This is a genomic window from Parabacteroides sp. ZJ-118, assembly GCF_011038785.1.
In the GTDB taxonomy this organism is placed as follows: Bacteria; Bacteroidota; Bacteroidia; order Bacteroidales; family Tannerellaceae; genus Parabacteroides.
The window spans coordinates 34,739-54,426 of record NZ_JAAKDT010000007.1; the positions used below are offsets into that span (position 1 = coordinate 34,739).

The window sequence follows — 19,688 nt, forward strand, 5'->3', positions numbered from 1 at the left end:
CGGCGATGCGGCCGCTAAACGTTTTTCCGGGTCTTTTGGATCAATAAATAATCCAATAGGGTCAGGGCGGTCATAGACTCGACAATAGGTACCGCACGAGGCAATACGCATGGATCATGACGTCCGCGTGCCTTTAGTATTGTATCCTCTCCCGCCCTATTAACCGTTTCTTGTTCCATCAGGATCGTAGCGACCGATTTAAAGGCTACCCGGAAATAAATATCTTGCCCGTTGGAGATCCCTCCCTGGATACCGCCGGAATAATTGGTGCGCGTATTGATATGCCCATTATCATTGAAGAAGCGATCGTTCCTTTCCGATCCGCGGAAGAGGGCGGCATTGAACCCGTCTCCATACTCGAAGCCCTTCACGGCGTTGATCGTAAGCATCGCATGTCCCAACGCGGCATGCAACTTGCCGAATACAGGTTCTCCCAATCCGACGGGAACCCCTTTCGCCACACAGGTAATAACACCGCCGATCGTGTCTCCTTTTGATTTGACCTCGGCGATCAAGGTCTCCATTTCCGAGGCGGTCTTCGGATCCGGGCAACGTACGTCGCTCGCTTCTGTCAAGCTTAAATCGTAATCTTGGTAACCTCCCGCTAATCGGATCGGACCGACCTGCGAGGTATAAGCCTGGATCTGTATGCCGTATCGCTTAAGAGCGAGTTTCGCGATAGCCCCGGCCACGCAACGAGCGATCGTCTCCCGGGCGGACGAACGTCCGCCTCCGCGAGGATCGCGGATTCCATATTTTGTTTGATAAGTGTAATCGGCATGCGAGGGACGGTAAACCGCTTTCATATCATCATAGTCCGAGGAATGTTGGTTTTTATTCCAGATGATGAAACCTATTGGCGTACCGGTTGTCTTTCCCTCGTAGATACCGGAAAGAAACTGTACCTCATCATCCTCTTTACGGGGTGTCGTGATACGGGATTGTCCTGGTTTACGGCGATTCAGCTCTTGTTGGATGAATGCCGTATCCAATTCGATTCCGGCCGGGCATCCATCGATCACGCCGCCAATACCGGGGCCGTGCGATTCGCCGAACGATGTCAGTCTATAAATAGTACCAAAAGTATTCATCACTTTGTCTGATTGAGAATCGAAAATTGAATATTGAGAACCAAAAGCCGATGATTAGGCATTCCTCCTAAGTCTCAATTTTCAATTCTCAATATCCCTTTATTTAGTGACATCCACCACAACCGCAACCACCCTCGTGGTCATCGCCACAATCACCACCGCAATCGCCGCAACCGCAACCGCATCCACCGGCGGGAGCGGAGAAGGCAGCGATCTCTTCCGCTGTCGGTTCGTGTACGTCGATTACCTCGCCGCTGAAATGCAAAGTCTCGCCGGCCAACGGATGGTTGAAGTCCATTACCACGATATCATCCTTCACTTCCAATACGGAGCCGTTCATGCGGTTACCGTTAGAATCCATCATCGGGACGGTATTACCTTCCGTGATCATCTCGGCGTCGAATTTACCATCTACCTCGAAGATATTCTTCGGAAGATCCAATACGTGCTCCTCGTTATATTCGCCATAAGCCTCGGCCGGCTCGATGGAGAAGTTGAACGTGTCGCCTACTCCCAGCCCGTTCAAGGCTTTCTCGAATGCCGGAAGCATCATGCCTGTCCCGTAGATGAATTTCAAAGGAGCCTCGACCGTCGCTTTTTCCATTAACTCACGTTCTTCACCTTCGCCAACGTTCAGGTCGTATGTAACCGCAACGTATTTGTTCGCTGTAATTTTCATGTGTCTTGTATTTTAAATATGTATAGAAATGCTCGCGAAGATACGATTTTATTTCTTATCCACCGCCTTTTTGAGTGCCTTCATCGCTTTGTCTAAAACAGAGCGGGGGCAACCGATGTTCAAACGCATGTGGCCCTCTCCTCCGGGGCCGAAGATACTTCCGTCGTTCAACGCCAGTCCGGCCTCGTCTTTGAACAGGTGTACGAGCTCCTCTTGACTGAATGCCAATTCTCTGCAATCCAACCAAACGAGGAAGGAGGCTTGGGGTTGGTAGACTTTTATCTTGGGGAGATGCTGTTTCATGAATTCTTCCACAAAACGCACGTTTTCCATGATATACATTCGCATTTGTTGCAACCATTCGGCGCCATAGGTGTAAGCGGCGGTCGTCGCCGTATAAGCGAAGATCGTGCCCTCGCCAAACTCTCCGGCCTCAAGGAAAGCATAAAATTCTTCCCGGATGAGATCGTTGGGTACGATTGCGTAGGAAGTCACGATACCGGCGATATTGAACGTCTTGCTGGGGGCCATGAAGGTCACGCTGCAAGAAGCGGCGGTATCCGATACGGAGGCAAATGGATAATGCGTATACTGAGGATAGGCCATTTCCGCATGAATCTCATCGGAGATAACCAATATATTGTGCTTGGCGCAAATCTCGGCCAATCGGACTAGGCTCTCCTTTTTCCAGACGATCCCACCCGGATTGTGAGGGTTGCAGAGGATCAGCACCTTACATTGATCATCCAGAATAGACTCAAGATGGTCAAAATCCATCTCATAGATGCCGTCTACCATCTTTAGCGGATTATAAACGACTTCACGCTTCATTTTCTCCGGTACGATGCGGAACGGATGATAAACAGGGGGCTGGATGATGACCTTATCCCCTTTTTGCGTAAAGCATTGGATCGCGAACGCGATTCCCTTTACGATTCCCGGGATATAGCTGATCCATTCCCGTCGCAGTTTCCAGTTATGTTTGTAATGCACCCAATTAATAATGCTTTCGTAGTAATCGTCGGAACCGAATGTATAACCGAAGACCTCATGCTCACAACGCTTTTTCAGGGCATCTACGATAAAGTCCGGTGTACGGAAGTCCATATCCGCCACCCAAAGTGGTACCAGATTCTCATCACCGAACATCTCTTTCAAGCGGTCGAATTTCACGCAACCCGTCCCATGCCGTTCGATGACCTCATCAAAGTTGTAGTGTTTCATATTTCTATTAACGATCAGTTTCTTCATTGTTTTGGGGGTCAAACTTAATAAAAAAACTGCGATTATAAAGCGAAACGGGAATAAAGATACCCTATTTCCCGATTCTTAAGCAATACACCCTTGCTTCTGTTAAAATACAATCCCAGGATGGCGTTTGCTTGAGAATTGAAAGAAAAAACGGAATTTTCTTTTAAATCCTTTGCGCATATCAATTATTGTTCTACATTTGCGGCGTCGAATAAATAAAGACAACCGGAAAAGATGATGAACAACGTATTGCATATTATTCTCGTGGTGGTCCTTCTAGTCATTAGTAGGTGAGGAGAAAGGTGTGCAAGAAGTTGTGAAGTCATAGAGATATTTCTTAAGCCTTTCTCCATATAGGGAAAGGCTTTTTTAGTATAAGTAAATCAAGGTAGAGGTGTGGATAAAGCGCCCTGCGAATAAAAAACAGGAAAGAGATGAAGAATCCGTTAAGAAGCTCATTTAGCACCGAAGGTCGTAGGATGGCCGGGGCTCGTGCGCTATGGCGTGCCAACGGGATGAAAGAGGAGCAGTTCGGTAAGCCTATTATCGCTATCGTAAATTCATTTACCCAGTTCGTGCCGGGTCATACGCATTTGCATGAGATCGGGCAATGGGTCAAGGCCGAGATCGAGAAACAGGGTTGTTTCGCCGCTGAATTCAATACGATCGCTATCGACGACGGTATCGCTATGGGGCACGATGGCATGCTTTACTCGCTTCCCTCGCGCGACATTATCGCGGACAGCGTGGAATATATGGTAAATGCCCATAAGGCGGATGCGATGGTTTGCATCAGCAATTGCGACAAGATCACGCCGGGTATGCTTATGGCTTCCATGCGATTGAATATCCCGACGGTGTTCGTGTCCGGAGGCCCGATGGAGGCCGGAGAGCTGGAGGGTCGCCAGCTGGATTTGATCGACGCGATGATTGAGTCCGCCGATACATCGGTAAGCGACGAGCGTATCGAGCAGGTAGAACACCATGCGTGTCCGGGTTGCGGTTGTTGCTCCGGGATGTTTACCGCCAACTCCATGAACTGCTTGAACGAGGCGATCGGTCTGGCGCTTCCGGGTAACGGGACGATCGTGGCCACCCATACGAACCGTATCCAACTTTTCCGCGACGCGGCTAAGCAAATCGTTGAGAACGCTTACAAATACTATCGTGACGGTGACGATTCCGTGTTGCCTCGCAACATCGCTACCCGCCAGGCCTTCCTGAACGCCATGGCGTTGGATATCGCCATGGGAGGCTCTACCAATACGGTGCTTCACTTATTGGCCGTGGCACAAGAAGCCAGCGTCGATTTCCGTATGGAGGATATCGACAGGTTATCCCGCAAGACGCCCTGCCTGTGTAAGGTAGCCCCGAATACGCGCACGTATCATGTACAAGACGTAAACCGTGCCGGCGGAATCCTCGGTATCATGAACGAGTTGATGAAGACCGGGCTTGTGGATGGCCGCGCGAGACGTGTGGACGGGTTGACCTTGGCCGAGGCGGTTGATAAATACGCCGTTACCTCCCCGAACGTAACGGAGGAGGCGATCCGTAGATACAAGAGTGCTCCCGCTCATCGATTCAGTGTCCGGATGGGTTCCCAGGACTCCTATTATAAGGAATTGGATACGGATCGAGCCGGAGGCTGTATCCGTGACGTGGAGCACGCGTATTCCAAGGATGGCGGCTTGGCTGTCTTGAAAGGGAATATCGCCTTGGACGGATGCGTCGTAAAAACCGCCGGTGTGGACGAGCGTATTTGGAAATTCGCCGGCCCGGCGAAAGTCTTCGATTCGCAGGATGCCGCTTGCGAGGGTATTTTGGGCGGCAAGGTCGTTCCCGGCGATGTGGTCGTCATCACGTATGAGGGTCCGAAGGGGGGGCCGGGCATGCAAGAGATGTTATATCCCACCTCCTATCTGAAGAGCCGTCACTTAGGCAAGGAATGCGCTTTGATCACGGATGGCCGTTTCAGTGGCGGCACGTCCGGCCTTTCTGTCGGGCATATCTCTCCCGAGGCCGCTTCCGGTGGCGCGATCGGATTGGTGAGAGACGGGGATATCATCGAGATCAATATCCCGGAACGTTCCATCAACGTGCGGTTGAGCGACGCGGAGTTGGCCGAGCGGCGTAAGGCGGAGGAGGCATGCGGGAAGAAAGCCTTTACGCCGCCGACGCGTCAGCGTGAGGTATCGAAAGCGTTGCGGGCGTATGGGAAGATGGTTAGCTCCGCCGATAAGGGAGGGGTAAGGATTGTTGAAGATTAAAGCCAATAATACACATTAAACACATTATTTCTTATGGAGAAACAAAAGATCACCGGTTCGGAAGCTTTGCTGAAAGCGTTGATCGCTGAAGGAGTAGATACGATCTTCGGCTATCCCGGCGGACAGGCGATACCGATTTACGACAGTTTATACGATTATAGAGACCGGTTGAGGCATGTATTGGTGCGCCACGAGCAAGGCGCTACCCATGCGGCTCAAGGATATGCCCGTGTATCCGGCAAGGTGGGGGTGGCATTGGTTACTTCCGGCCCGGGCGCTACGAATACCATCACAGGTATCGCTGACGCGCTGATGGATAGTACGCCGATGGTCGTAATCGCCGGTCAAGTACCCTCGCCGTTGTTGGGAACCGATGCCTTTCAGGAGGTCGACGTGATTGGCATCACGCAACCGATCACCAAATGGGCCTATCAAATCCGCAAGCCGGAGGAGATCGCGTGGGCTGTTTCTCGTGCTTTCTACATCGCTTCTACAGGCCGTCCGGGACCGGTGGTGCTAGATCTGGCGAAGGACGCGCAAGTCGGGTCGGTGGACTACGAATACAAGAAGGTAGACTACGTCCGTAGTTACCAACCGGAGCCGGATATCAATACGGATCGCGTCAAGGCCGCCGCCGATTTGATCAACGGGGCGAAGAAACCCTTCTGCCTGGTCGGGCAGGGCGTTTTGTTAGGCGGCGCGGAAGAGGAATTGAAAGCGTTTCTCCGGAAGAGTGACATACCCGCCGGATCCACGGTATTGGGCTTATCCGCGTTGCCAACCGATTTCCCGCTGAACAAGGGAATGCTCGGTATGCACGGCAACGTGGGGCCGAACCGGAAAACGAATGAGTGCGATGTGTTGATCGCGATCGGTATGCGTTTCGACGACCGCGTGACCGGCGACTTAAAGACCTACGCGAAGCAAGCCAAGGTTATCCATCTGGATATCGACAACTCGGAAATCGGCAAGAACGTCCCCGTAGACGTAAAGGTGCTGGGCAATGCCAAGCACACGATTCCGATGATCGCGGCGTTGCTGGAAGAACGTAAACGCCCGGAATGGAACGCCGAGTTCGACCGGGACGAGCAAGAGGAATACGATAAGGTAATCAAGAAGGAATTGTATCCGGCCGGAGGCCGGCTGAAAATGGGCGAGGTCGTCCGTAAGGTTTCCGAGGCGGCCGGTAACGACGCCGTATTGGTAACCGATGTCGGGCAGAACCAGATGATGAGCGTCCGCTATTTCAAATACAAACGAACCCGCAGCGTGGTGACTTCCGGAGGGTTAGGCACGATGGGATTTGGCCTGCCCGCCGCCATAGGCGCTAAGTTCGGAGCCCCGGACCGTACGGTTTGCTTCTTTACCGGCGATGGGGGTATGCAGATGACGATTCAGGAATTGGGTACCATCATGCAGGAGAAACTGAACGTGAAGATCATCATCCTTAACAACAACTTCCTGGGGATGGTACGTCAGTGGCAAGAATTGTTCTTCCGCGAGCGTTATTCGAACACCGTCATGGCGAATCCGGATTTCGTGGCGATCGCCAAGGCCTACGGCATCGCCGGCCGTGCCGTTGAGAAGCGGGAGGAATTGGACGACGCGATCACCGAGATGCTAGACTGCGACGGCGCCTACCTGCTGGTCGCCAACGTGGAGGCTTGCGGGATGGTATATCCGATGGTCCCGGCCGGAGGAAGCGTGACGAACATGATCATGGGAGACGAGCGATAAGGAGAGGAGGAGCAGCTATGACAACAAAGAAACTATATACCGTTATTATCTTTTCAGAGAATATCGTCGGCCTTTTGAACCAGATAACGATTATCTTCACGCGCCGACAGCTGAACATCGAGACCCTCTCGGTCTCTCCGTCCGCCATCAAGGGCATCCATAAGTTTACGATCACGACCTTCGCCGATGAGGATATGATCGATAAGGTAGTGAAACAGATCGATAAACGGGTGGATATCTTGAAGGCCTATTACAATACGGATGAGGATCTGGTGTATCAAGAGATCGCCCTTTATAAGCTAAGTACCGAGCTTTTCATCAAGATGGGAACCGTGGAGGGCTTGATCCGTAAATACAACGCCCGGATCTTGGAGATGAACGATACCTGCGTGGTATTGGAGAAGAGTGGCCACTACGACGAGACACAAGCCTTGTTCGATGAGTTGAGCGAGACGATCGGTGTCCTGCAATTCATCCGTTCCGGGCGCGTGGCTATCACGAAGAGCAAGGTGGAGCGCTTGAGCGATATGCTGGCCGATATGGAGCGGAAGTTACAGGAAAAGCAACAAGCATAAGATATGGAGAAAGTAGGATTATTTCAGTTCGCGGCGGAGCCTTATTTAATGGATTTCCGGGGGCGCGTAACGCTCCCCATGATCGGAAACTACCTGATTCACGCCGCTTCCGGCCATGCCGCGGCGCGCGGGTTCGGTTTCAACGACATGTCGGAGCGCCATACGGCTTGGGTGTTGTCCCGTCTGGCTATCGAGATGGAGGAATACCCTACAGCCTACGATAAGATTCAGGTATACACTTGGATCGACGAGGTCGGACGCCTCTTCACCAGCCGTTGTTTTGAGCTGGCGGGCGCGGAGGGGAAAACTTTTGGATTCGCCCGTTCCATCTGGGCGGCCATCGATGTGGCGACCCGCCGGCCTACCCGGTTGGATATAGAGGCACTGAGCCAATACATCGACGGGCGTCCGTGTCCGATCGAGAAGCCGGGCAAGATCATGCCGGCGGAGAATAGGGCGGAGGGAATCCCGTACGCGATCAAATACAGCGACTTGGATATCAACGGTCACCTCAATAGCGTGAAGTATATCGAGCATCTGCTGGATTTGTTCGATATCGACCGGTTCAAGACCCGCGAGATCGCCCGTCTGGAGATCGCCTACCAATCCGAGGGCAAACAAGGCATGCCGCTTACGCTCCATAAGGCGGAGTCCGGTCCCGATAAGCAAGACCTGGCCATCTGCCACGCGGGAAAGGCGATCTGTCGTGCGGCGGTGACTTGGAGATACGAAAAGAGAGACACATAAATAGGATTTTAAACATTAACAGTTAAAAAGAAAATGGCACAAATGAATTTTGGCGGTGTCGTAGAGCATGTAATGACCCGCGAGGAATTTCCGTTGGAAAAGGCAAGAGAGATACTGAAAGATGAGACAATCGCCGTGATCGGCTATGGCGTACAAGGACCGGGACAATCGTTGAACCTTCGCGACAATGGTTTCAACGTAATCGTAGGCCAGCGCCCGGGCAAGACCTACGAGAAAGCGGTCGACGACGGATGGGTTCCGGGCGAGACGCTGTTCGGTATCGAGGAGGCTTGCGACAAGGCCGCGATCATCATGTGCTTGTTGTCGGACGCGGCCGTAATGTCCGTATGGCCTACGATGAAGCCCTATCTGACAGCCGGCAAGGCCCTGTATTTCTCTCACGGTTTCGCGATCACTTGGAACGATCGTACAGGTGTTGTCCCTCCCGCGGACATTGACGTGATCATGGTCGCTCCGAAAGGCTCCGGTACCTCTTTGCGCTCCATGTTCCTGGAAGGCCGCGGCTTGAACTCCTCTTACGCGATCTATCAAGACGCTACCGGCAGGGCGATGGACCGTACGCTGGCGCTGGGTATCGGTATCGGTTCCGGCTATTTGTTCGAGACCACCTTCAGCCGCGAGGCCACTTCCGACCTGACCGGTGAGCGCGGTTCCCTGATGGGCGCCATCCAAGGTCTGCTGTTGGCGCAGTATGAGGTATTGCGCGAGAACGGACACACCCCTTCCGAGGCCTTCAACGAGACGGTCGAGGAGTTGACCCAATCCTTGATGCCTTTATTTGCCAAGAACGGCATGGACTGGATGTACGCGAACTGCTCTACGACGGCCCAGCGCGGCGCTTTGGACTGGATGGGGCCGTTTCACGACGCCATCAAGCCGGTGGTCGAGAAATTGTACGCGAACGTGAAATGCGGCAACGAGGCTCAGATCGCGATCGACTCGAACTCGAGGCCGGACTATCGCGAGAAATTGGAGGCCGAATTGAAGGCATTGCGCGAGAGCGAGATGTGGCAGACCGCTGTTACCGTGCGCAAGCTTCGTCCGGAGAACAACTGATCCGATCCGGATCCGGATGGATCCGCGAAGGAGGGCGGGCCGCTTGGAGGGCTCGCCTTCCTGAAAAATAATCATTTATATTTTGTTGTATTGGATTTAATACGTACTTTTGGCCCTTGTATTATGAAAACCAGATGAAACAGCTTACGATAGATAGTATGTTAACCTTTTTTACCAATATACATTTGGCAAAACGGGATAATTGTGTAGCAAGCAAGCAAGCAAGCAAGCAAGCAAGCAAGCAAGCAAGCAAGCAAGCAAGCAAGCAAGTAGTATCTACATACAATGTATACGATCCCGCATGCGGAGGATTTCCTCCGCATGCGGGATCGTTGCGTTTGGAGCAATCCGCGTTATCCCGGGACGGCTTGTCCCTGCGTTCGAAAAGTGATGGAATACATTTATTCAAATTTTTATGCTTATGAATACATTTTTACGAAGATTCAGTTTGAGGTTGTCGCTGGTGGCGATGATCTTGTGCTTGTACGCCGCCTTGCCGGGGCAGGGCTTGGCGTGGGGGCAGACGGGTGAGGAGGTAGGATTTAGAACTACTCCTGATCCGGTTTCCTATGCATTTGTGTATAATTCAAATGAAGCGACCCACTACTCTTATTTTAGTGTGTCCGGCTTTACGGAAGGCATGGCCGTCCGGGTACAGTTGGCGGACAAGGCGAACCCTAACGGGATAAGGATGAGTTACTGGGCGAATGGCTCGGAATCTATGCTTGAGTTGGTGGACGGTGGATGTTGGATACCGGATGAAATGGTGTCCCACAATTTTGAATTGACGTTGACAAGTTCGAAGGTATGCGACGTGGATTATACCGTGAGCCTGTACGCATCGAAGGATATGAGCGCCGCTCCTTTGGCTACTACCTCGCATACGGTGCAATATAGAGATTCCGACGATAGGCCGCGCATTGATACACCGGATCGTATAGCCGGCGAATTAAATACGGATATTCCCTTTACGATTAATGTATCGCAGACCGGATTTTTGCAAGGACAACCGGCGCAGCTTAAGATCTTATTGAGTGGTTCGTATGAGGGCTTGACGCTTTCCGGACAAGGTTTGGAAAAAGATCCTGTCGGTACGAATGTGTACGTGATGAAGATCCCTTCGTTCACCGCCACCCAATATACGTTTACCGCCCGCGCTACGGAGGCTTGTAACGGTACTTACCACGTGTCCATTTATGACGGGGATGGCAATGACGTACGGGGGGGGACAAGTGCCTCGTTCGTCATCCCGGTGGAATATTCCGCGGCAGATATCGCCGCTTTGGAGGCGATCGCCGCGGCTAATCCATCGAGCAACGACTTGCGGAATTTCATCGCGAACAAAGACTATTTGAAAGATAGGTCTCCTTATAATAACTACAATGTGGGCGTAGCCTGGAATACGGAGACACCGAGCCGGGTGAAATCCTTCTTTATCGATGATTATAGGACGCAGACAGTCTCTTCTTTGGACGTGTCGGGGCTGACCGGGCTGGAAGAGCTACGCTTGAGCGGAACTCGTGCGAAATCTTTGGATCTATCGGCATTGACGAAGTTGGAGCGTTTGGACTTGAATGGAAATGATTCCCTCACATGGTTTACCGTGAAATTCCCGGATCCATTGCCCGAGAATTTTTGGGCAGGCGGCTCTACGCAGATCATGGCCGGTACCCCGGTAGACGATTCCAATTCATACGCTACCTCCGGCACGGAAATCGACCTTTCCGCTTATGCGGAGGTAAATGGCAAGAAGTCTACGTATCAATGGTTTCGTGTGACTCGGAGGGAGCCTTATAGCTCTACGGAAGTTACCTTGAAAACCGTACCCGGTAAGGAGGGCGCTTTTATCTTTGAGGGGGCGCCGGGTGAATATTACCAGTGCAGGATCAGCAACCCCGCATATACAGGTTGGAATATGCGTACGCCCGAGATCAAGGTAGCCCGGGGTTCGGATGATTACTCTCCGGTCGACATCGCCGCCTTGGAGAAACTGGCCGCCGACAATCCGGGTGTCACCCAGTTGCAAGAGTTCGTGAAGAGCAAAGGCTGGGAACATGAGAACTGGGATACATATAAGGACGCGGTTGCTACGGACTGGAGCGTGGGGGTACCGAGTCGATTGACGCATCTACGTATACAGCTCGATTGGAATTCAAAAGATACGATCTCCTCCTTGGATTTGAGTGCCTTTACCGAATTGAAGTACTTCGAGTGCGAGCGTTTCATGAATATTGAGCAGCTGGATCTCTCGAAGAATACGAAACTGGAGCATTTGCACCTATTCAGTGCGAACCTGGCTTCGTTGGATCTCTCCCATTGTCCGGATCTGCAATATTTCTGCTTTGGTACGCAAAGTATAGGAGAGGGAAGCTATCGGAAGACAAAGCTGAACACGGTCAACTTGACCGGTTGCACGAAGCTGAGGGAGCTTTACCTGGAGCATTCTCCGATGGCTTCGCTGGATATATCCTCCTTTAAGCAATTGAACCGATTGGAGATCGAGTGGTGTCCGAACTTGAAGGTACAAGGCTTTGAGAGCGCTACACAATTGGAATACTTGGCCTTGCCGCATACAGACCAGTTCGCCGATCTTTTGAAGAACTTGCCCGCTAACATCCATTATTTGTATTTGCAAGATACGGAGTATACGCTTCCTACTGCCGAGGTGGCGAAGAATTTATGGACATTAGGCCTGCCAAGTTATGTGGAGAGCCTGGATATGGCTCAATATCCGAATTTGAGGACCTTGGAGGTGGGTTATGGCGATTCCCGCTTGAGATATTCCACCTTGAAGAATTACCGGCAGATACGGTATAACGGAAGGAGTGAATATCAGCTTACCTCTCCCTCTCATCCGCAGACTCCTTATCGCTTCGAGAACGGCGATACGATCGACCTCTCGTCCGAGGCCGTGATCGATGGCGTAGAGACGGTCTTCCTTTGGGTGAACGCAAAGTATAGGACGGAGGAGAAAGAGGCCTTGGTGAAGGTACCGGGTCGTCCGGGCGTATTCGTGCTGAATAGCAAGGAGGAGGGATACGGCGAATATTATTGCAAGATGATGAACCCGAAATTCTGCGAGATCACGGAGATCAACTATCGCAATGGTTGGAATGTCGAGACCACATATTTCCGTGTCGAGACCTCCGTCCCGGTGGTATTCGCCGAGAGCGACGTGGCTACCTTGGCCCGTATCGTGGATGCTTCCAGCAACAAGGCATTGCAAGAGTGGTGGCGCAGCGGCGCATGGCAGACGAACGAGAACTCCTCGAACGCGCAAGCCGTTTGGAATAACGAGAACCCGCGCCGATTGACGGAATTGTATTTGTATCAGATGGGCAACAGCTTTGCGACGGAGGTAGATCTCTCCGCATTGGATAAACTGGAAGTCCTGTCGTTGTTCGGCAATCGGGTGGAGAAGTTGGTCTTGCCGACGAACAGTACCGCGTTGCGATGCCTGATGTTGGGCAACAACCCGACGCTGACATCCTTGATCGTATCGGCCTATTCGGAATTGATCCATTTGAATGTAGCCAATACGGGCTTGACGGCGCTCGATGTGTCTAACAACAAGCAATTGACGGAGCTGTTGCTGAACGGGACGGCGCTCGACGGGGTAGAGGAGAGCGCCCCGGATATTGCCGCTCAATTAACCGCGTATGGCTTGCCGAAGTCCGTGACCGAGATCGATTTGGCAAACTTCCCGGCCTTGACCTCTCTCAATGTGGATGGCTCGGGCTTGGAGTTCGCCAACGTGAAGAACCCGCGGCAACTGAAGGCTGACGGCATCGTCAGGTTTGCGGTAGGTACGGTGCGTCCGGGCGGTTATGTGGCTTATGGGGAGACCATCGATCTCTCCTCACAAGCGATGGTAGGCACATCCGCCTCTCACTTTACTTGGGTAATGGAGGGGGATACGATCGACCATGCGGACAGCCGCTATCCGATTGTCGATAGTTTGGAACCGGATGCTCAAATTACCGGTCATGTAACCAATCCGTTATTCCCCGGCTGGACGGTTCAGTACACCGCACGGATTTACACCTGCGATGGCGACGCGAACCTGGACAAGCTGGTGAACGTGCAAGACGTGACGGCTACCGTAAGCTACATCTTGAGAGACTCGGCCAATATGATACCAAAATTCGGAAGGGGCGAGGCAGACGTGAACTATTCGAATCATGTAGAGATCGCCGACGTGGTCGGTATCGTCAACATCATCCGCGACCAGCCTATTACCAAGGCCGGCATGCTACGTGCCGAGACCGAGGCTCCCGTGTGGGTGGAGCTGGATACGGACAACTTCCTGACCCTCTCCAGCCAAGTGCCGATAGCCGGTATCTACCTGGAATTGGTAGGCGCTACCGAGGAGCTTCCGCTCGTGGGCGAGGCCGCCAAGTTCCTGCAAGCCGCTCACCTGAATGGCGACACGTTGCGTGTGATCGGCTATAGCCTGGACGGACGGACGATTCCTTCGGGCAAGACCCGCGTCTTGCGTATGCCGGCGGGCGTTACCTTGGTGGGTGCATCCTTCTCCGACGCGAAGGCCGGCAACTTGCGGGCCGGTGGTGACGCGATCGTGACTTCCAACGCCCCGATCGAGGCGATCGAACGGGTGGATGCCATATCCAACTACCCGAACCCGTTCTGCGGCAGCACGACTTTCCGCTATCAACTGGCTGAGCCGGCCGATGCGGTGACGATCCATGTGTTCTCCGCCAACGGAGCCTTGGCCGCCGTATTGAACGGTCTGCCCGGCGAGGTGGGCGAGAACCGGCATACCGCCGCGCTTACGCTTCCGGCCGGTGTCTACTACTACCGCTTGACAGCGAAAGCCGGTCGCAGCGTGAAGGCAAGTAATACTAACATCTTAATTATTCAGTAAGTTATGAACGTGAATCATATAAAACAATTATTCGTAGCCCTCTTCCTGCTGTTATCAGCGGGAACGGCTACCGCCGCCAATTGGCAATTGCGGAAGACGGAGTTGAACGCCGCGGGCAGCAAGGATACGCTCGTTTTGGTTGTGGCCGGTAATTCCTTTGGTTTCTCCTCTTTCCAAGTGGAGTTCACTTTGCCGGAAGGAATCTTGCCGAATGGCACGCCGATCTTGGGGGATATCGCGGTCGATCACGCGCTTGAGTGGAAACAGGAGAAGGGCAGCTACCGTTGTGTAGTCTACAGCCCGAAGAACACGGAAATGAAAACCCCGGAGGGGGATCTGCTCTATATCCCCGTGGAATTGGCCGCCTCTTTTAAGGAGGGCGATTTCAAGGCGAAGAACGGCCTCTTGTCCAACAAAAAGTCCGAGGGTGAACAGGTGTCGGAGATGACCGCTACCTTGAAATCCTACAAAGAGAAGGCGGATTTGGTGGTGAACGTATGGGGCTTGGAGCAGATGGTAAAAGAGAATACAGCAGCCGAGCTAAGCTACACGACCGTACCGGAAGGCAAGGAATTGGAGGTCACTTACTACACGGACGGTTCTTGTACGGATACGGCTACCGTCGATGCTCGCAAGCAGGAGGGCACACTGTATGTAAAACTCTCCTATCCGGGCGATTCGGTGTATAACGCTTTCGAGAAAGTCTATGTCATGAGTCTGACCAGCAAGAAGGTGATCACGGCGGATAAAATCACTCTGCCTGTGGCCAGTCCGATCAAGAAGGGACAATTGCTTTCCGCTTCCTTGCTTACGGGCGGTAGCGTTACGGATGAGGGCTATTCCGTAGCCGGTACGTTCGCCTGGACGGATGGGAGTATCGCGGTGCCGGCCGGTAAGCGAAGTTACTCGGTGACTTTCTATCCGGAGAATGCCTCTTATTACGCTACGGCACAGGACTCAGTGGAGGTTGAGGTGGCCGAGACCTATACGATTACCGCCGTGGCAGCTACCGGAGGTACGGTGAATGTAGTGGGCAAGACGGAGGATAATAAATATGTGGCAGGACAGACGATCTCTTTGAAAGCGATCCCCCTGCCGAACTATCAGTTTGACGGCTGGGCGGTGACAGGCGCGAGCGAGACGTTGGGCAAAGCTGATACGATCGTTGTCAAGGCGGATAGGGACAAGACTTATTCCGCCAACTTCTCACCGATTATGCACTCGGTGTCAATCGCTGTGGAGGGCAATGGCCGCTTGTCGGTTACGACAAATGAGAATGAGAATGAGGTGACCGACGGCGGTTCCCTGCAACAGGGGACGGTCTTGCAGATCCTCGCGGATCCCGATACGAATGCTCAGTTGACGAGATTGACGATCAATGGCGACTCACTCAAGGGAGATAAGGTGACACTTATGAAAGCGTTAAATATTCAGGCCGTGTTCGAGGCGAAGCCGGCAGAGCAGGCGTTGGTGACCATCGAGAAGGTTGACAACGGATCTGTCCTGCTGTATGACGCGGCAGGTTCGCCGATCGCTTCCGGCTCTACGGTAGTGAAGAACACAAAGGTAAAGGCGATTGCCCTCGCGGATGCCGGGTATCAATTGGCTGGAGGCACGATCTCCCTGTCGGGTACGGCGGTGAAGGATGGCGGGGAATATACCGTGACCGGTGATATTAAAGCGAAAGCCACTTTCAAGGAACGGACGTATAAGGTGACCGCTTCTGCCGTCAGCAGCAATCCGAACGAGACGAAACCGGCCGGAACGATCACCTTGGAGCCTTCGGGCGATCAGCCCTACGGCACGGAGGTGCGCATAACCGGTATCAAGGGACAAAATGGAGCGCGCCTGCTGACCATCCTGGCGAACGGTAAGGAGGTTGGTGAGAAAGATGTCTTGACCGTGACCGGCGATTTGACCGTAACGGCCGTATTCGACCACCGGGTGGATATCAAGAAGGAATATATCATGTGGCCTTATCAGGAATACTACTACAATGGCGTATCGCGTAACTTCGTGCCTTTCGCCTCGCAGACCTATGCCGGCTTCTCGTTCGAGGTTAAGTATAAAGATCCTAGAGATACGACTAAAAGACTGACGGCGGCGATCGACGCAGATCATTATACCGTTGTGTTGCATCGCAAGGCGGATGGCCTGTACAATGAATTCTATGCGGAATACGAGGATGGCTTGATCATCAAGAAGTCCAAGATCGCGGTGACGGAGGCCCCGGCGGGTGAGAATGATAAGCCGAAAACGCGTCCAGGTGAGGAAGAGGTGGATATAAAGATTGATAATACCTATCCCGTTGAAGGCGTGAAAAAATATGTGATTTCTCCTAAGGAGAGTACTTCTGCTTATAAGAACTATGATAGTACGGTTTATTACCATTCTACGAAACCTAAGATTTCCCTATCCTTCGGCTCTTCCATCTTACGCTCGGGCGATGAGGCGAATGGCTCTGTCCGTGTTACCAACGGCGGTATGCCGTACGGCGTGACGGATAAAGGCATGGTGGATGTTCCCGCAGGAGTAACCGTGACATTGGAGGCCGTGCCTGCCAAAGGTTATACCTTCTCTAAATGGTCGGATGGCAAGACGGAAAATCCGAGAGAATACGAGGTGGAGGAAGGAGCGAAGGGTGTAAAGCCGATATTTGTCGGCAAGCCGGGGGCTTCCTATACCTTGGTCGCTACGACCTCGGTTTATGACGGTACGGCGCAGACCGTATCCGTAACGGGTGAGGGTAACGAGCAGTGCCAGATCTCCTTCTTCTTTGATAAGGATTGCAAGCAACCGGCTGTCTTGAAGAACGTCGGCACCTATTACGTCCGTGTATACCGTCCGGAGGATACGGTCTATAAGGCTTATGATGAGACCTTCACGTATACGATTGAGCCGGCCGAGGCAAAGGTGACATGGCCTACCGCATCCGCGATCTTGTCCGGTCATGCGTTGGCCGAGTCTGTCTTGCAGGGCGGTCACGCCGGTATCGTGGCCGGAACGTTCACTTGGAGTAAGCCGGAAACCGTGATGACGGCCGAGAGCGAACAGGAGGTGATCTTCACGCCGACCGATCCGAACTATAAGCCGCAACGTAAGAAGGTGAACGTAAAGGTGGTTTCCCCGGTTACCGCCTCTACGGGCTCCGATATTCCGGTGACGCCGGTGGATCCGGTGACTCCGGTAGATCCGGAGAAACCTGAGAATCCGGACACGCCGACCGGCGTAGCCTCTATCGAGGAGGGTATGACGTTGTACACCGCGAACCGGTCGATCTGGGCGAACCTGCCTCGACAAGCCGCGCTGACGGTGATAGACGTAGCCGGTATCGTCGTTTACAAAGAGACGGTAGCGGGCGAGGTGAGGATCCCCGTAAGCCATACCGGCGTCTACTTCGTGCGCTGCGAGGCCACCGGCGAATCGTTCGTGCGGAAGGTCGTTGTGCGCTGATTCTGACACTGCCCATCGTAAGCCGACTACAATGGGCATTGTAAACACCTTATACTGCCCATCGTAACCCCCTTACGATGGGCAGTGTTATTTCGTAACGGATGGGGATGTTTCGCTTACGTTTTATAAGGAATGTCCCGTAAAAACCTCGAATTATATTTGGCGGTCTCGAAAAAGGGCGTATCTTTGCAGCGTTCAAACAAAAACAATACAGCAAGCACAATGATACGCGACTCGCGAAACAGTCTCATGATTTCTCTAGACATTATTCTACTCCGGAAACGGGATGGGAAGTGAGACGGTATGCGTCGCGGGCATTACGATGGATGAAAGAGCCTTTCTCACTTCCCGGTGAGAGAGGCTCTTTTTAGTGCGTATGGAGATGATTCGTAAATTAAGCATGTAAGATTATGTCAGACAGATTATTTATTTTCGACACCACCTTGCGCGATGGTGAGCAGGTTCCGGGATGCCAGTTGAATACGGTGGAAAAGATTCAGGTGGCCAAGGCGCTGGAACAACTTGGCGTAGATGTGATCGAGGCGGGGTTCCCCGTATCCAGCCCGGGTGATTTCAAGAGTGTGGTCGAGATCTCGAAGGCCGTGACCTGGCCGACCATCTGCGCCCTGACCCGCGCGGTGGAGAAGGATATCGACGTGGCCGCCGAGGCGTTGAGATTCGCCAAGCGCGGACGTATCCATACCGGGATCGGCACGTCGGACGCTCATATCCGATACAAGTTCAACACCACGCGGGAGGAGATCGTCGAGCGCGCGATCGCCGCCACGAAATACGCCAAAAAGTATGTGGAGGAGGTGGAGTTCTACTGCGAGGACGCGGGGCGTACGGATAACGAATACCTGGCCCGCGTCGTGGAGGCCGTGATCAAGGCCGGGGCTACCGTGGTGAATATACCGGATACGACCGGCTATTGCCTGCCGGATGAGTACGGGGCGAAGATCAGGTACCTGATGGAACATGTGGAGGGCATACAGAACGCGATCCTCTCCACGCATTGCCACAATGACTTGGGGATGGCTACCGCGAACACCGTACAAGGCGTGCTGAACGGAGCCCGTCAGGTGGAGGTGACCGTGAACGGCATCGGTGAGCGTGCGGGCAACACCTCCTTGGAAGAGGTCGCCATGGTTTTCAAGAGCCATAAAGAGCGCGGTATCACCACCCACATCGCGACGCATAAGATCTATGGCGCGAGCCGCCTGGTCTCCAGCTTGATGAATATGCCGGTACAGCCGAACAAGGCGATTGTCGGGCGCAACGCGTTCGCTCACTCCTCCGGTATTCACCAAGACGGCGTCTTGAAGGACGCGCGCACCTACGAGATCATCGACCCGAAGGAGGTGGGTATCGACGATAGCGCGATCGTGCTGACGGCCCGTAGCGGTCGCGCGGCGTTGAAGCATCGCCTGCATCTCTTGGGCGTGGACCTGGAGCAGGAGAAATTGGATAAGGTGTACGACGCGTTCCTGAAACTGGCCGACCGGAAGAAAGATATCAATGACGACGACGTGTTGATGTTGGTCGGGAAGGATCGCACGGCCACCCACCGCATCCAATTGGAATATTTGCAGGTGACCAGCGGCGTCGGCGTACAATCCGTCGCGAGTGTGTGCCTGAATTTGTCGGGCGTGAGAAGGTATGAGGCCGCGGCCGGCAACGGACCGGTCGACGCGGGCATCAAGGCGGTGAAAAAGGCCATCAGCGACAGCGACATGACGATCCAGGAGTTCCTGATCCAAGCCATCAACAAGGGTAGCGACGATACGGGCAAGGTACACATGCAGGTCGAGTACAACGGGGCTGTCTATTACGGCTTCTCCGCGAATACCGACATCATCGCCGCCTCCGTGGAGGCTTTCGTAGACGCTATCAATAAGTTTATCGTAAACTAAAACATAGACA

Annotated in this window: 11 protein-coding genes; 8 read left to right on the forward strand and 3 right to left on the reverse strand. The window is 53.1% G+C overall.

The annotated features are described in order from the left end of the window. Positions 1–14: 14 nt before the first annotated feature. The 3 genes from aroC to G7Y39_RS03715 all read right to left on the reverse strand — a co-directional run bounded on the left by aroC (position 15) and on the right by G7Y39_RS03715 (position 2,994). Positions 15–1,091, reverse strand: a complete 1,077-nt coding sequence (gene aroC, locus G7Y39_RS03705; RefSeq protein ID WP_165155196.1) for a chorismate synthase — start codon at positions 1,089–1,091, stop codon at positions 15–17. A 103-nt stretch (positions 1,092–1,194) separates the two neighbouring features. Next, positions 1,195–1,770 (reverse strand): peptidylprolyl isomerase, encoded by a 576-nt coding sequence (locus G7Y39_RS03710; RefSeq protein ID WP_165155198.1) that lies wholly within the window; start codon positions 1,768–1,770, stop codon positions 1,195–1,197. Positions 1,771–1,818: 48 nt separating this feature from the next. Further along, positions 1,819–2,994 (reverse strand): MalY/PatB family protein, encoded by a 1,176-nt coding sequence (locus G7Y39_RS03715; RefSeq protein WP_165155270.1) that lies wholly within the window; start codon positions 2,992–2,994, stop codon positions 1,819–1,821. A 461-nt stretch (positions 2,995–3,455) separates the two neighbouring features. Here G7Y39_RS03715 and ilvD point away from each other — a divergent pair, with 461 nt between their 5' ends. The 8 genes from ilvD to G7Y39_RS03755 all read left to right on the forward strand — a co-directional run bounded on the left by ilvD (position 3,456) and on the right by G7Y39_RS03755 (position 19,678). Beyond that, the gene (gene ilvD, locus G7Y39_RS03720; RefSeq protein WP_165155200.1) at positions 3,456–5,291 is read left to right on the forward strand and encodes a dihydroxy-acid dehydratase; all 1,836 of its coding nucleotides are present in this window, start codon (positions 3,456–3,458) and stop codon (positions 5,289–5,291) included. Between the two features lie 33 nt (positions 5,292–5,324). Next, on the forward strand, positions 5,325–7,028 hold the full coding sequence (gene ilvB / locus G7Y39_RS03725) for a biosynthetic-type acetolactate synthase large subunit (protein ID WP_165155202.1): 1,704 nt from the start codon (positions 5,325–5,327) through the stop codon (positions 7,026–7,028). 17 nt (positions 7,029–7,045) lie between these two features. Then, the gene (ilvN, locus tag G7Y39_RS03730; RefSeq protein WP_165155204.1) at positions 7,046–7,603 is read left to right on the forward strand and encodes an acetolactate synthase small subunit; all 558 of its coding nucleotides are present in this window, start codon (positions 7,046–7,048) and stop codon (positions 7,601–7,603) included. Between the two features lie 3 nt (positions 7,604–7,606). Further along, on the forward strand, positions 7,607–8,350 hold the full coding sequence (locus G7Y39_RS03735; protein WP_165155206.1) for an acyl-[acyl-carrier-protein] thioesterase: 744 nt from the start codon (positions 7,607–7,609) through the stop codon (positions 8,348–8,350). A 33-nt stretch (positions 8,351–8,383) separates the two neighbouring features. Next, the gene (ilvC, locus tag G7Y39_RS03740) at positions 8,384–9,427 is read left to right on the forward strand and encodes a ketol-acid reductoisomerase (RefSeq protein WP_165155208.1); all 1,044 of its coding nucleotides are present in this window, start codon (positions 8,384–8,386) and stop codon (positions 9,425–9,427) included. 421 nt (positions 9,428–9,848) lie between these two features. Further along, complete coding sequence (locus tag G7Y39_RS03745) at positions 9,849–14,312, forward strand: T9SS type A sorting domain-containing protein (RefSeq protein ID WP_165155210.1); 4,464 nt, start codon at positions 9,849–9,851, stop codon at positions 14,310–14,312. Positions 14,313–14,315: 3 nt separating this feature from the next. Beyond that, the gene (locus G7Y39_RS03750; RefSeq protein WP_165155212.1) at positions 14,316–17,765 is read left to right on the forward strand and encodes a T9SS type A sorting domain-containing protein; all 3,450 of its coding nucleotides are present in this window, start codon (positions 14,316–14,318) and stop codon (positions 17,763–17,765) included. A gap of 410 nt (positions 17,766–18,175) precedes the next feature. Then, positions 18,176–19,678, forward strand: coding sequence for a 2-isopropylmalate synthase (locus G7Y39_RS03755; protein ID WP_165155214.1), 1,503 nt, complete (start codon positions 18,176–18,178; stop codon positions 19,676–19,678). The last annotated feature ends 10 nt before the right edge of the window (positions 19,679–19,688 follow it).

What these genes read in the sequence shown, in the direction of transcription:
- aroC (WP_165155196.1), bottom strand. Translation starts at nt 1,091, where the DNA reads ATGAATACTTTTGGTACTATTTATAGACTGACATCGTTCGGCGAATCG.
- G7Y39_RS03755 (WP_165155214.1), top strand. Translation starts at nt 18,176, where the DNA reads ATGTCAGACAGATTATTTATTTTCGACACCACCTTGCGCGATGGTGAG.
- ilvB (WP_165155202.1), top strand. Translation starts at nt 5,325, where the DNA reads ATGGAGAAACAAAAGATCACCGGTTCGGAAGCTTTGCTGAAAGCGTTG.
- ilvC (WP_165155208.1), top strand. Translation starts at nt 8,384, where the DNA reads ATGGCACAAATGAATTTTGGCGGTGTCGTAGAGCATGTAATGACCCGC.
- G7Y39_RS03710 (WP_165155198.1), bottom strand. Translation starts at nt 1,770, where the DNA reads ATGAAAATTACAGCGAACAAATACGTTGCGGTTACATACGACCTGAAC.
- G7Y39_RS03750 (WP_165155212.1), top strand. Translation starts at nt 14,316, where the DNA reads ATGAACGTGAATCATATAAAACAATTATTCGTAGCCCTCTTCCTGCTG.
- G7Y39_RS03745 (WP_165155210.1), top strand. Translation starts at nt 9,849, where the DNA reads ATGAATACATTTTTACGAAGATTCAGTTTGAGGTTGTCGCTGGTGGCG.
- ilvD (WP_165155200.1), top strand. Translation starts at nt 3,456, where the DNA reads ATGAAGAATCCGTTAAGAAGCTCATTTAGCACCGAAGGTCGTAGGATG.
- ilvN (WP_165155204.1), top strand. Translation starts at nt 7,046, where the DNA reads ATGACAACAAAGAAACTATATACCGTTATTATCTTTTCAGAGAATATC.
- G7Y39_RS03735 (WP_165155206.1), top strand. Translation starts at nt 7,607, where the DNA reads ATGGAGAAAGTAGGATTATTTCAGTTCGCGGCGGAGCCTTATTTAATG.
- G7Y39_RS03715 (WP_165155270.1), bottom strand. Translation starts at nt 2,994, where the DNA reads ATGAAACACTACAACTTTGATGAGGTCATCGAACGGCATGGGACGGGT.